Source organism: Clostridium sp. DL1XJH146 (assembly GCF_054819755.1).
On record NZ_JBTVVN010000001.1, the window covers coordinates 175,798 to 188,844 of the forward strand.

The 13,047-nt window shown below is 28.2% G+C and carries 15 protein-coding genes; 2 read left to right on the plus strand and 13 right to left on the minus strand.

What is annotated here, in order from left to right; translation table 11 throughout:
* Positions 1–52: 52 nt before the first annotated feature.
* The 9 genes from ACVHXK_RS00885 to pta all read right to left on the minus strand — a co-directional run bounded on the left by ACVHXK_RS00885 (position 53) and on the right by pta (position 6,681).
* On the minus strand, positions 53–313 hold the full coding sequence (locus ACVHXK_RS00885; RefSeq protein ID WP_461204451.1) for a stage V sporulation protein S: 261 nt from the start codon (positions 311–313) through the stop codon (positions 53–55).
* Between the two features lie 98 nt (positions 314–411).
* On the minus strand, positions 412–1,476 hold the full coding sequence (locus ACVHXK_RS00890) for an elongator complex protein 3 (protein ID WP_461204452.1): 1,065 nt from the start codon (positions 1,474–1,476) through the stop codon (positions 412–414).
* On the minus strand, positions 1,469–2,176 hold the full coding sequence (gene rnc / locus ACVHXK_RS00895; protein ID WP_461204453.1) for a ribonuclease III: 708 nt from the start codon (positions 2,174–2,176) through the stop codon (positions 1,469–1,471). Before rnc ends, ACVHXK_RS00890 begins: the two co-directional genes overlap by 8 nt.
* A gap of 50 nt (positions 2,177–2,226) precedes the next feature.
* Positions 2,227–2,460 (minus strand): acyl carrier protein, encoded by a 234-nt coding sequence (gene acpP / locus ACVHXK_RS00900; RefSeq protein ID WP_461204454.1) that lies wholly within the window; start codon positions 2,458–2,460, stop codon positions 2,227–2,229.
* 100 nt (positions 2,461–2,560) lie between these two features.
* A complete protein-coding gene (gene plsX / locus ACVHXK_RS00905) occupies positions 2,561–3,559 on the minus strand; it encodes a phosphate acyltransferase PlsX (protein WP_461204455.1) in 999 nt (332 codons plus the stop codon).
* 114 nt (positions 3,560–3,673) lie between these two features.
* The gene (gene rpmF / locus ACVHXK_RS00910; RefSeq protein ID WP_461204456.1) at positions 3,674–3,856 is read right to left on the minus strand and encodes a 50S ribosomal protein L32; all 183 of its coding nucleotides are present in this window, start codon (positions 3,854–3,856) and stop codon (positions 3,674–3,676) included.
* A 12-nt stretch (positions 3,857–3,868) separates the two neighbouring features.
* Complete coding sequence (locus ACVHXK_RS00915) at positions 3,869–4,366, minus strand: YceD family protein (RefSeq protein ID WP_461204457.1); 498 nt, start codon at positions 4,364–4,366, stop codon at positions 3,869–3,871.
* A 104-nt stretch (positions 4,367–4,470) separates the two neighbouring features.
* Positions 4,471–5,661, minus strand: coding sequence for an acetate kinase (locus ACVHXK_RS00920; protein ID WP_461204458.1), 1,191 nt, complete (start codon positions 5,659–5,661; stop codon positions 4,471–4,473).
* Positions 5,662–5,682: 21 nt separating this feature from the next.
* On the minus strand, positions 5,683–6,681 hold the full coding sequence (pta, locus tag ACVHXK_RS00925) for a phosphate acetyltransferase (RefSeq protein WP_461204459.1): 999 nt from the start codon (positions 6,679–6,681) through the stop codon (positions 5,683–5,685).
* A 190-nt stretch (positions 6,682–6,871) separates the two neighbouring features.
* On the opposite strand from pta, the gene ACVHXK_RS00930 reads away from it, so the two are divergent.
* Positions 6,872–8,092, plus strand: coding sequence for a nucleotidyltransferase (locus ACVHXK_RS00930; protein ID WP_461204460.1), 1,221 nt, complete (start codon positions 6,872–6,874; stop codon positions 8,090–8,092).
* Positions 8,093–8,145: 53 nt separating this feature from the next.
* Positions 8,146–9,360 (plus strand): sporulation integral membrane protein YlbJ, encoded by a 1,215-nt coding sequence (ylbJ, locus tag ACVHXK_RS00935; protein ID WP_461204461.1) that lies wholly within the window; start codon positions 8,146–8,148, stop codon positions 9,358–9,360.
* Here ylbJ and ACVHXK_RS00940 read toward each other — a convergent pair.
* From ACVHXK_RS00940 to recG, 4 genes are all read right to left on the minus strand, one after another.
* Entirely contained in the window at positions 9,313–9,840 is a 528-nt protein-coding gene (locus ACVHXK_RS00940) for an ATPase (RefSeq protein WP_461204462.1), read from the minus strand. The genes ylbJ and ACVHXK_RS00940 overlap by 48 nt on opposite strands.
* Before the next feature lie 9 nt (positions 9,841–9,849).
* The gene (coaD, locus tag ACVHXK_RS00945) at positions 9,850–10,332 is read right to left on the minus strand and encodes a pantetheine-phosphate adenylyltransferase (protein WP_461204463.1); all 483 of its coding nucleotides are present in this window, start codon (positions 10,330–10,332) and stop codon (positions 9,850–9,852) included.
* Between the two features lies 1 nt (position 10,333).
* Positions 10,334–10,891, minus strand: coding sequence for a 16S rRNA (guanine(966)-N(2))-methyltransferase RsmD (gene rsmD / locus ACVHXK_RS00950; protein WP_461204464.1), 558 nt, complete (start codon positions 10,889–10,891; stop codon positions 10,334–10,336).
* Between the two features lie 96 nt (positions 10,892–10,987).
* Complete coding sequence (gene recG / locus ACVHXK_RS00955) at positions 10,988–13,021, minus strand: ATP-dependent DNA helicase RecG (RefSeq protein ID WP_461204465.1); 2,034 nt, start codon at positions 13,019–13,021, stop codon at positions 10,988–10,990.
* Positions 13,022–13,047 lie beyond the last annotated feature (26 nt).

Sequence of the window (13,047 nt, forward strand, 5' to 3'; positions counted from 1 at the left end):
AAAATATCAATAAAGAGTATTATTAATAATAAAAAACCGTGTATCACACGGTTTATCTTGGTTCAACAATAAATTTTATTGCCGTTCTTTCATCACCATTTATATTAATTTGAGAAAAAGCCGGAATAGTTACTAAATCAATACCATTTGGGGCTACAAATCCTCTTGTTATTGCTAAGGCTTTAACTGCTTGATTTACTGCCCCCGCACCAATTGCTTGCATTTCTACGCTTCCATTTTCTCTTATAACTGCTGCTAGTGCACCTGCTACAGATTTTGGTTGTGATTTTGCTGATACTTTTAATACTTCCATTTAATTATTCCTCCCTACAAATTTTGCCTTATATATATAAGTATATCTCTATAGGGAATATATTCTATAAAATATGTAAATATCCTTCTTTTCATAATTTAATTATCTGATGAGTTTATACTATTTAGAGATATTCTTTTGCTATTTTCTCCGAATAACAATAAAATTTCGCCTCTTTTTATAGTCGATATTGTTTTAATTATAAATTTTTTACCTTGAGTTCTATTTTTTAGCATTATAAAATATTTTTTCTTATCTGCATATAACTTCGAAATATCTTTTTCATTGAGTAATATTTCAATTTTATCTTCTTTGAAATCACATATTTCATCATATATCATATCATTAATCAAAGAACCTTCTACAAGCTCTCTTATAGCTGGATGAAAAGGACCATCAATTAAATCATACCCTTCAGAAATCTCGTCTGTAGGTTGCAATCCTATTCTAATTATTTTAATGCCATTATCAGCAAATATTTTATATATTTTTTTTGATACTGTAATGGTTTCTTCTAAGGTATATGGTTTATAAATATTATTATATAACATTTTTTCAAGAGGGGTATCTCTAATCACTAATGTAGGATAAATCCTAGCAATCTGAGCCCCCATAGAAACGATTTGTTTTGCTGTTCTAATACTTTTTTCATGAGTATCTCCAGGTAAACCTAACATCATTTGATGCCCTAAAACAAAACCGTAACTTTTAATTAATTTCGATGCTACAGCTACATCTTCAGCAGTATGTCCGCGCCCAGATTTTTTTAATACTTCTTCATCTAAAGATTGAACTCCTAATTCAATTATATCCACTGTATAGTTTTTTAAATATGTAAGTATCTCATCATTGATATAATCAGGCCTTGTAGAAAGATGTATTTTATTAACTTCACCATTATCTTTGTATTTTTTTGCAATAGCAAGAAGATCCTTTTGTTTTTGTTTATCTATAGATGTAAATGTTCCTCCAAAAAAAGATATTTCAATAATTGCATTTTTGTTTTCAATAGTTTTAAGATACAGAGCAATTATTTCATCTGCTTCTTTTGGTGTAACAGTTTTACTTTTACCCGTTATGCTATTTTGGTTGCAAAAAACACATTCATGTGGACATCCTTCATGTGTTACAAAAATAGGTATAATATAATGACTCTTACCCATTATCAACACCTAGCTTTCTTAAAGCTTCTTTAGCAGCATTTTGTTCTGATTCTTTTTTACTATAACCTTCACCTTTACCCGATACAAGAGAACCAACTTGAACTTCTATATAAAACTTTCTTCTATGTGGTGGACCGTCAAATTTTATTAATGAATAATTTATATTAATCTCACCTTGTTTCTGTGCAATTTCCTGAAGTTTCGTTTTATAATCAAGTATTATTTCATTATTGAAGACTTTTTCAATAACTTCTTCAAAATTGCGAAGAATAAACTCCTTTGCAAATTCAAACCCTTTTTCTAAATACACTGCAGCAATTACAGCTTCTACACAATTAGCTAAATTTGAAGTCCTAGTTCGTCCTCCTGTTAATTCTTCACCTTTACTCATTCTAATATATTTTCCTAAATTCCATTTAGTAGCAATAGTAAACAAAGAAGCTCCACAAACTATCAAGGCTCTTTTTTTAGTTAGTGTTCCTTCTGACTCGTTCATTTTAGTTTTAAAAAGATACTCTGTAATGCTTAATTGTAGAACTGAATCTCCTAAAAATTCAAGTCTTTCATTAAATTTTACTCCTTTTATTTCATTTGCATAAGAACTATGAGTTAACGCTATTTCTAAAAGGCCGATATCTTTAAATTCTACTCCTAACTTATCTTGAAATTCAAGTAAAAGCTTATTTGTGTCCTTCAACATTTGTAAACACTCCCAATTAAAAGTAAAGTCCCAAACTATGGGACTTTATTTTATTCTTCAATATTTTCTTTAATATATTCTACAACATCTCCAACAGTAGACATTTTTTCTGCAACTTCCTCTGATATTTCTATTTCATACTCATCTTCTACGGCCATTATTAATTCAACTATGTCCAAAGAATCAGCATCTAAATCTTCTATTAAAGCAGAAGCTTCAGTTATATCATCAATATCAGTACCTAGTTGTTCCGAAATCATTTCTTTTACCTTTTCAAAAATCATATTAATACCTCCCAATTTATAATGTGAATATGATTACAATATGATATTATTATATCTAATAAATATCGTCAATATATTTTTGAATAAATTTATATTTTTTTTAATTATCTTTTGATTCTATATTACTCTTTATCTTTTCAACAATACTATTATCATAAAAACTAATAGATTGTCTTATTGCATTTTTAAACGCTTTTGCATCTGAACTACCATGCGCCTTAATACATATACCATCTACCCCTAAAAATGCAGCCCCACCATATTCTTTATAATCAAAATCTTTTTTAAATTTCTTAAATACTGGCTTTAAGAGCAGTGCGCCTAGTTTTGTCACTATATTTGACATCATTTCTTCTTTTAGTACTTTAAATATATTTTGTGCAACACCTTCATATAACTTTAAAATAACATTTCCTGTAAATCCATCACATACAAGAACTTGTGTTTCGCCTTCCGGTATTTCTCTTGGTTCAACATTTCCTACAAAATTTAAATTTGTTTCTTTTAACAGTTGAAATGTTTCTTTAGTTAATTCATTACCTTTTTCTTCTTCGCTACCAATATTTACAAGCCCTACTTTAGGGTTTTTTATATCCAATATACTTTCGAAATATACACTTCCCATCTCAGCAAATTGAACTAAGTTAATAGGTTTGCAATCTGCATTTGCTCCTACATCAACAACCATAAACGGTCCTGCTTTACTTGGCATAATCGGTGCTAATGCTGGTCTTTTTATTCCTTTAATTCGTCCCACAACTAGTGTACATCCCGCCAAAAAAGCGCCAGTACTTCCAGCAGAAACAATAGCATCTGCTTCCTTTTCTTTTACCATTTTTAAAGCTTTATACAAACTTGAATCTCTTTTTTTTCTAAGGGCACTCACTGGATGCTCATTGTTAGTTATTGTTTCAGTTGTAGGAACAACTATAACTCTTCCTTTATCAAATGCATATTTACCAAGTTCTTTTTCAATTTGTTCTTTATCCCCAGTTATAAAAATCTTTAAATCAGAAGATATCTCTAATGATTGCACACAACCTTTTACTATTTCACCTGGAGCATTATCTCCACCCATTCCATCAACGACTATTTTCATTTGATTACCTCTCTTTTATTATATAAAAATAATTTATTAATTAAATTATAATATAAAAATTACCATTTTAAAATAGTATATAAAACAAAAAAGAAAGTCAAGTGACTTTCTTTTCTATTTCTCAACATTAAGAACTTCTTTACCTTTGTAATAACCACAACTGTCACATATTCTGTGTGCAAGCTTCATTTCATGGCATTGTGGACATTCAACTATCCCTGGAGCACTTAATTTAAAATTCTGAGCTCTTCTTTTATCTCTTCTTGATTTTGAAGTCTTGTGTTTTGGATGTGCCATTTTTTCACCTCCTTAGTTAGCTGAAAAAAAATCTTTAAGTTTTTCAAATCTAGTATCAATTTCGTTTCGTTCACAATTACATTTGCATTTATTCAAATTGCTGCCACATATGGGACATAAACCATTACAATTTTCTTTGCATAATTTTTTGATTGGCAATTCTAGTATAATATTCTTCTCAATAATTTGAGTGAAATCAACATAATTACCTTCAAGTTCAATTATTTCTTCATCAGAAACATCTTCTCTTGAAAAATTTTCAGCAATTGAAACTTGTATAGGATATTCGAATTTTTCTAAACATCGTGAACATGAAAGTATTAATGTAGTTGTAATAACACCTTCAAAAGTTATCAGATTTTCATTAAGTATAAACTCACCCTCAATGAATACTGGTTTTGCAAATTTTATTTCTTCTTTATCATAAATAAAATCTACTGAATCAACATATGTATTTACTTTTTTTGATTCAACTTTCTTTGAAGTTAAATCTGAAATGTCGATTTTCATTGTTACACCTCTATTATTATAAATGGGCTAACAAAAAAACCAAATTTGTTAGCCACAAACTATTATAATAAAAATATCTATTAAAAGTCAAGAATAATTTTATATTATACTAAAGATTTTGTATCTCTTGCTATCATTAATTCTTCATTTGTTGGAACTATAAGCACTTTAACCTTTGAAGTTTCAGTACTTATATCTTTTAATTTACCCCTACATCCATCATTTGCATCTTTATTAAATTCTACACCTAAGAACTCTAATCCATCACAAATTTGCTCTCTTACTTCGCATCCATTCTCACCAATTCCGCCTGTGAATAAAATACAATCAACGCCACCCATAGCTGCAGCATATGAACCTATATATTTTTTCACTCTATAACAGAACATATTTAATGCTAATCGAGCTCTTTTATTACCTTCTTCAGCAGCTCCTTCAAGATCTCTAAAATCAGAACTTATTCCTGAAATACCAAGAACTCCAGATTTTTTATTTAATAATGTATCAACTTCAGTAATATCCATATCTGTTTCTTTGGCAAGATAAGTTACTACAGCTGGATCTAAATCTCCACATCTTGTTCCCATTACTAATCCTGCTAGTGGAGTAAATCCCATACTAGTATCTATACATTTGCCATTCTTAACAGCAGCTACAGAAGCACCATTTCCTAAATGACAAGTAATTATATTAATATCTTTAATATCTTTACCTAAAAACTCTGCAGCTTCCTTTGATACAAATTTATGTGATGTACCGTGGAAACCATATCTTCTAATTTTGTGCTCTTCATATAATTCATAAGGAATTGCATACATGTATGATTCTTCCGGCATTGTTTGATGGAATGCAGTATCAAAAACTGCTACCATTGGTGTCATTGGCATTAATTCTTTACAAGCATTTATTCCTATTAAATTAGGTGGATTATGCAATGGTGCAAGTTTTGCACAATCTTCAATAGCACTAATAACCTCATCATCAATAACAACTGAATCTGCATATTTTTCTCCACCATGAACAACTCTATGTCCAACTGCATTTATTTCATTTACGTCTTTTATTACACCATTTTCTTCATCTAGTAGAGCTTTAATAACTAACTCTATAGCTTTTTTATGGTCTGTCATTTCTTCTTCTATTTTAAATTTTTCGCCATTTACTTTTTGAGTAAGTATTGAACCTTCTATTCCTATTCTCTCAACTAAACCTACAGCTAAAGCATTTTCATTTGTCATATCGATTAATTGATATTTTAAAGATGAACTTCCACAATTTATAACTAATACTTTCATTGTATTATCCTCCTAGAATTATTATTTAACTTGGGCTTGAACTGCTGTTATTGAAACTAGATTAACTATATCTTCTACTGAACATCCTCTTGATAAATCATTTAAAGGTTTTGCAAATCCTTGACATATAGGTCCAATTGCTTTAGCATTTGCAAATCTTTGAACAAGCTTATATCCTATATTACCAGCATTTAAATCAGGGAATATAAGTACATTTGCTTTTCCTGCAACATCACTGCCTGGTGCTTTTAAATCAGCAACTTTGCTAACTATAGCAGCATCTAATTGCATTTCACCATCAATACAAATATCTGGAGATTGCTCTTTTGCTAAACTAGTAGCTTTTTGCACTTTTTCAACTAATTCATGCTTGGCACTTCCCATAGTTGAAAATGATAACATAGCTACTTTCGGCTCCATATCACATAAAACTTTAGCAGAATGAGCAGTAGAAATTGCTATTGATGCAAGTTGTTCTTCTGTTGGATTAGGGTTAACTGCACAATCACCAAATAATAGTAATCCTTCCTTACCATAATTGCAATCAGGAATAATCATCAAAAAGAAACTAGAAACAATTGAAGCACCAGGCGCAGTTTTAATTATTTGTAATCCTGGTCTTAATAAATCTCCTGTTGTATGGATTGCCCCTGAAACAAGACCATCTACATCATCCTCTTTAAGCATCATTGTAGCAAAATAAACTGGATCTGATATAATTTGTTTTGCTTTTTCTATTGTCACTCCTTTTCTTTTTCTCAATTCGAAAAAATTCTCAGTATATTGGTTGAATTTTTCTGATTTTTGAGGTTCAACGATTACAACACCGTCCAAATTAACCTCAAATTTTCTTGCATTTTCTTTTATTACTTCTTCATTACCTACAAGAACTACTTCTGCAATTTTTTCTGCAGATATTATTCCAGCTGCTTTAATATTTCTTTCTTCTTCACCTTCAGGCAATACAATTCTTTTAACATCTGACTTTGCCTTTTCCTTGATAGATTTCATAAATGGCATTTTTATATCTCCTTTCAAATATGTATACAATATTAAATATTATGTAATATAATAAGAACTACACTATATAATATACACTGTTTATGATAGGTTTTTCAATACAAATAATGATTTTTGTATATAAATTAATAATTTTTTGAATTTTATGAGTTTTTATTTTTCTTAGTGTATAATATAACGAGGTGATAAAATGAAAGTAACAGGTATAATTACAGAATATAATCCAATGCATAATGGTCATTTGCATCATTTAAACGCAACACGCGAAAAAACAAATTCAGATGCCATAATATGTGTTATGAGTGGTAATTTTGTACAAAGAGGCCTACCTTCAATATTAGATAAATGGACAAAAGCTAAATTAGCTATCGAAAACGGAGTAGATTTAGTAATAGAACTCCCTACTGTTTATGCGATATCCTCTGCAGAATTCTTTTCCTATGGGGCAGTTTCTTTATTAGATAACTTAAATATTGTAGATAGCATTTGTTTTGGTAGTGAATATGGTGATATTGAGGAACTCAGTATCATCGCGCGTCTTTTAAGTGATGAACCATTAATTTTTAAAAATAGCTTAGATTTATATCTTGAAAAAGGTAATAGTTTTGCAAAAGCTAGAAGTATGGCTTTATGTGATATTTTAAACATAAATAATACAAATATTGACTTTAATACTATAATAAATTCCCCAAATAACATACTAGGTATTGAATACATAAAAAGTTTACAAAAACTAAAAAGCAAAATACAACCATTCACTATTCAAAGAAAAGGTTCCGACTACAACAGTAAATGTATAGAAAATATTTTTTCAAGTGCTACATCAATTAGAAATCATTTAAGAAATAAAAAAGAGCTTGAAGCTCTTAAAACGCAAATACCTTCTAACACGTATAACCAGTTAGAAAGTTTATTATTTAATAACTTTAAATTCCCTGATGAAAATGATTTTTATGAATTTATAAAATATAAAATTTATAGTAATCCTAACTCTTTATTAAATATTCCGGATATTTCAGAGGGCTTACATAACCGAATAATAAAATCAGTTTTAGTATCAAATAATTATCAAGAATTCATATATAATATTAAATCAAAAAGATATGCACTATCAAGAATACAGCGCATAATCTGTCAACTATTAATAGGATTTAATAATTATGATGTAAAGTCCCTTAGAAAAAATCAATGCTCCTACGCTCGTATTTTAGGGTTTAATAATAAAGGTCAGCAACTACTAAGACGCATAAAAAAAGAAAGTTCAATTGATATAATATCCAAACCACCAAAATACCCCAAAACTAATTCTATGAAAATAGACTTGGATTCTACTAAGATATATAGTTTATTTAATGATAATATTAACCCAACCCATGATTATTATACAAAACCAATAATAATTAAAGAATAAATATTTAAATATAAAATATAAATGTAATATTAATAATTAAAGAGAGGTTATTGATGAATATAATTATTCTTATTACATTTTGTTTTATTATTTATTTAATTTATTACGTTGCAAAAAAATATTTTAATTCAAATTACAATAATTTTATAATAACTCTTATGTGTTCATTTTTACTAATATCAATAATCAGCAATCCAGAAAACTCTATTAAAGCAGCCTATGATGGAACAATTTTATTTTTCCAATCTGTTTTTGTCTCATTATTTCCATTTATGATTATAATAAATATTATGATTAGTTATGGTGGTGTAGATATTTATTCAAAATTACTTGGTAAAATAATATGTACGCCTCTTAGACTTCCAACTTGCAGTACTATAGTAATAATTATAAGCATGCTATGTGGATATCCTTTAGGTGCAAAATATGCCGTCAATTTATATGAAAACAAAGCAATTGATTATAATACCTGTGAAAGACTAGTCACTATAGCTTCAAATCCAAGTCCTCTGTTCGTAATTGGAGTACTTGGCGTAAAGTTATTTCAAAATAAATATATTGGATACTTATTACTTTTTTCATGCTATATGACAAGTGTGATAATGTCATTTATTATTCCACCTAAGACAAAACTTAATGATCCAAAACTTTGTCATTATACAGAAATAAAATCTAATAATTTTGGATATGTACTTAAAAATAGCATTAATGGTGCTATATCTTCAAGTCTTAATATAGGTGGTTTTATAATAGTTTTTTCAGTTTTAATAAGTATAATAAAAAACAATACCATAATAGATATTGTTTTAAAGTATATTTCTCATTTTATAAATATTAATTCTACTAGTTTAAAAGCATATATTTTGATACCTATAGAGCTTACTAATGGATGTTCAATAGTAAATACTATGAATATACTAAGCAACACAAAACTTTGCTTTATAAGCTTTATATTGGGGTTTAGCACCTTTTCAATAATTGCACAAGTTTTTTCTTTTACAGGGAAACTAAATTATTCCTTCAAAAAATACATACTAACTAAATTTATCCACGGTACAATTTGTTCATTAGTAACTTATATTGTAATGCAAATTTTTAATTTAAAACAAATAAGCTTTGTTTTTAATCCTAGTAAATCTAATATTATATATACACCAAAAATATATTCAACACAAATAATAGTTTTAATAGCACTTACACTTCCAGTAATATCTAAACCACTATTTAACACTATCTCTAAGTTCTTTAATGTTAGACCTAATAATTGAAGTTATTCCTGATAAATCAGCATTGATAGCTTTAATATAATTATTACTTTCTTCAGTTAAAGATTGTAACATTTTTTCTCCATTTTTAGCCACTTCATTTTCTAACTGACATAAAATCTCATCAGCATATTCTTTTGCACCTAATCGCATGTTTTTAGCTTCTCTACGGGCAGAAGAAATAATTTCTTCTGCTTTTATTGAAGCTTCTTTTATAATGTCATGATTCTCAATTTCTTTTTTTAATAATGCGTAACCTTCTTTTTTTATTGAATTCGATTCTGTTTTTGCTTCTTTTAATATTCTTTCTTTTTCCTGAACAATCCATTGAGATTTTTTGAATTCATCCGGTAAATAATTAACAATTTCTTCAATAACCTCAAGTATTTCTTTTTTGTCAACCACTGCCTTCCCTGTCAAAGGAAGAGTTTGAGAATTTTCAATTATTTCATTTAAATATTCAATTAACTTAATAACTTCCATAATATCACCCTATTTAGATTTTATCTTATTAATAACATCATTTATTATTTTTTCTGGTATCAAATCTTTCAAATCTCCACCAAACATTGCAACCTGCTTTACAGCACTAGAACTTAGATATGAATACTTTGCACTTGTCATCATAAAAAAAGTTTCAATTGTAGGACTTAGTTTTCTATTCATTAATGACATTTGAAATTCGTATTCGAAATCCGTTACAGCTCTCAATCCTTTAATAATTACATCAGCTTCTTTTTCTTTCATATAATGTACTAATAGTCCTTCAAAAGTTTCAACTTCAACATTACCTAAATCATGCGTTACTTTTTCAATCAGTTCTTTTCTTTCATATATGTCAAAAAGCGATTTCTTTTCTGGGTTAATTAAAACTAAAACTATTAACTTATCGAAAATTCTAGATGATCTCCTAATAATATCTAAATGTCCTTCTGTAATAGGATCAAAACTTCCTGGATATACTGCTGTTTTCATTTTAATCCTCCTTGTACATATAAAAACATACTGTTGTGTTTCCGTACTTACGATGGTCTGTTAAAATTATCTTTTCATTGCCTTCATACAATGTTTCACCAGTATCTATTTTGGTTACAATCAACCCATTTTTCTTAAGAAGATTCGTATCTGATATTATTTCAACTGCCGGGGGTATCATTTCTTTTGCATATGGAGGATCAATAAATATCAAATCAAATTCTTCCTTTTTGCTCCCCAAATCTTTTAAAGCTAAATATGAATCTTTATTAACTAAGATACATTCATCTTGAAATTTTAAATTTCGAACATTTTCTGTTAAAAATCCAAAAGTAGTAGGGTGTTTATCTATCAGATAGCATTTTTTAGCACCTCTACTTACAGCCTCTAACCCTAAGCTTCCTGTTCCTGCAAAAACGTCTATTACAACTGAGTCAACAGTTCTAGTCTGTATAATATTAAATATATTTTCTTTTACTCTATCCAAAGTTGGTCTAGTTTGCATCCCATCAGGAGGTAAAAGATTTTTACCTCTGGCTCTTCCTGCGATTACTCTCATTCTTAATAGTCCTCCTAAAAATTAAATATATCGGTTTAATTTTAACACATATTTCATTTTACTACAAAAAAAAGTATAAAAAATAATTATTAATTATCAATTAAAACAAATTAACTGGCTATAACTTTCTAATCTTACCTTAATATAATATAATATTTTATCTTTTTCATTTGAATTTCCTAACATAAACAATCCAGCTTCATTATTTGCTACTTTAAATATGTCACCATCCTCTATAGGATTTGCAAGTAAAAAGTTTTCATCCCCATGCTGCCTTGCACCTAAAAGTTCACCAGTACCTCTCAATTTCAAATCCTGTTCTGAAATAAAAAAACCATCATTGCTTTTTACCATAATATTCATTCTTTCTTTAGTATAATCTTGTTTACAATCAGCTATTAAAAAGCAATATGATTTATTACTTCCTCTCCCTACTCTTCCTCTTAGTTGATGCAATTGTGATAATCCAAATCTTTCAGCATCCTCAATTATCATTATCGATGCATTAGGTACATTAACACCAACTTCAATTACAGTTGTTGAAACTAATATATCAACTTTTCTAGAGAAAAAGTTTTCAATAATTTCATCTTTTTTATCTTGTTTCATTTTCCCATGGAGCTTTTCCACATTAAAATCTTTAAAAATATCTTTGCTTATTTTTTCATAGTGTTCCTCTACTGAAACTAAATTTATATTTTCATTTTCTTCAATCAATGGGCACACTATATATACTTGTCGCCCCTTGTTTAATTCTTCCAAGGCAAAGTGATATACCTTATCTTTTTTATTTTTTTGGACTAAATATGTATCGATTTTTTTTCTTCCAGGAGGTAATTCATCAATAATAGAAATATCTAAATCTCCATACATACATAATGCTAATGTTCTTGGTATTGGCGTTGCACTCATTACCAAAATATCCATATATGTATTCTTGTTAAATAACTTAGCTCTTTGCTCAACACCAAATCTATGCTGCTCATCTGTTACAACTAACCCTAGATTTTCAAAAATAACATCCTCTTGAAATAGTGCATGTGTTCCAATAACTATGTTAATTTCGCCTTTTTGAATTTTTCTTTTAACATCAAGCTTTTTTTTATTAGATACACTGCTAGTAAGAATTTCAATGTTTAAGTTATAAGGACTTAATATGTTTTTTATATCTTCAAAATGCTGTTTTACTAAAATTTCCGTTGGTGCCACCATAACTGCCTGATAGCCATTTTTAACAACATTAAGAATAGCTATAAATGCAATTATTGTTTTACCAGACCCAACATCACCTTGAAGCAATCTATTCATAGGACTGTCTTTCTTTTGGTCAATTAATATTTCTCTAACAGCCTTAGTTTGTGCTTTTGTAAGATTAAAAGGGAGTCTTTCCTTAAAATCGCTTAACTCTCCGGCAATTTTAAAAGCAATACCTTTATTCTGAGTAATCCTAAAATTCTTAATCATAGCAATTTTTAAAGAATACATAAATAATTCTTGAAATTTTATTCTAGTTAAACTTCTTTTAAGACTATTCTCGTTATCAGGATTATGTACATTTTTCAATGCCTCATTTAAGGAAACTAGATTGTATTTTTTAATAATATATTTAGGCATATTTTCTTTAAATTCATGTTGATTTAATATATTATTTATTGTTTTTATAAGTAAATTATTGGTAACTCCTTTTGTTAAAGAATATTTTGGGGTAATATGGTTTTGATTTAAATTATCATCTACCACTGTAGGGCTCTGCAAAACACGATTTTTACCCTTTATCTGTATTTTACCTTTCAAACAGTATTCCTTGCCAATTTGGAAAATCTTTTTTACGAAAGGTTGGTTAAACCACTTTGCAGTAAAAATATTTTCTCCATCTGTTAAGGTAATACTGGATATAATAAGATTTTTTCTAATATATAAATCATTATTTTTCTTAACCACAGTCACTTTTATAATACAAACTTCACCGTCATTTATATTCAAAATATTATTTTCACTTTTAATATACTCGTATTCGTAAGGAAAATATAATACTAGATCTATTAATTTAAATATCCCTAGCTTATTTAAATTATCTTTTGTTTTTTTTCCAACACCTTTTAAATTACTGACATCATCATTTAAATTCATATAATATCCCCATTTTTATAAAATAA

What these genes read in the sequence shown, in the direction of transcription:
- ACVHXK_RS00885 (WP_461204451.1), bottom strand. Translation starts at nt 313, where the DNA reads ATGGAAGTATTAAAAGTATCAGCAAAATCACAACCAAAATCTGTAGCA.
- ACVHXK_RS00890 (WP_461204452.1), bottom strand. Translation starts at nt 1,476, where the DNA reads ATGGGTAAGAGTCATTATATTATACCTATTTTTGTAACACATGAAGGA.
- rnc (WP_461204453.1), bottom strand. Translation starts at nt 2,176, where the DNA reads ATGTTGAAGGACACAAATAAGCTTTTACTTGAATTTCAAGATAAGTTA.
- acpP (WP_461204454.1), bottom strand. Translation starts at nt 2,460, where the DNA reads ATGATTTTTGAAAAGGTAAAAGAAATGATTTCGGAACAACTAGGTACT.
- plsX (WP_461204455.1), bottom strand. Translation starts at nt 3,559, where the DNA reads ATGAAAATAGTCGTTGATGGAATGGGTGGAGATAATGCTCCAGGTGAA.
- rpmF (WP_461204456.1), bottom strand. Translation starts at nt 3,856, where the DNA reads ATGGCACATCCAAAACACAAGACTTCAAAATCAAGAAGAGATAAAAGA.
- ACVHXK_RS00915 (WP_461204457.1), bottom strand. Translation starts at nt 4,366, where the DNA reads ATGAAAATCGACATTTCAGATTTAACTTCAAAGAAAGTTGAATCAAAA.
- ACVHXK_RS00920 (WP_461204458.1), bottom strand. Translation starts at nt 5,661, where the DNA reads ATGAAAGTATTAGTTATAAATTGTGGAAGTTCATCTTTAAAATATCAA.
- pta (WP_461204459.1), bottom strand. Translation starts at nt 6,681, where the DNA reads ATGCCATTTATGAAATCTATCAAGGAAAAGGCAAAGTCAGATGTTAAA.
- ACVHXK_RS00930 (WP_461204460.1), top strand. Translation starts at nt 6,872, where the DNA reads ATGAAAGTAACAGGTATAATTACAGAATATAATCCAATGCATAATGGT.
- ylbJ (WP_461204461.1), top strand. Translation starts at nt 8,146, where the DNA reads ATGAATATAATTATTCTTATTACATTTTGTTTTATTATTTATTTAATT.
- ACVHXK_RS00940 (WP_461204462.1), bottom strand. Translation starts at nt 9,840, where the DNA reads ATGGAAGTTATTAAGTTAATTGAATATTTAAATGAAATAATTGAAAAT.
- coaD (WP_461204463.1), bottom strand. Translation starts at nt 10,332, where the DNA reads ATGAAAACAGCAGTATATCCAGGAAGTTTTGATCCTATTACAGAAGGA.
- rsmD (WP_461204464.1), bottom strand. Translation starts at nt 10,891, where the DNA reads ATGAGAGTAATCGCAGGAAGAGCCAGAGGTAAAAATCTTTTACCTCCT.
- recG (WP_461204465.1), bottom strand. Translation starts at nt 13,021, where the DNA reads ATGAATTTAAATGATGATGTCAGTAATTTAAAAGGTGTTGGAAAAAAA.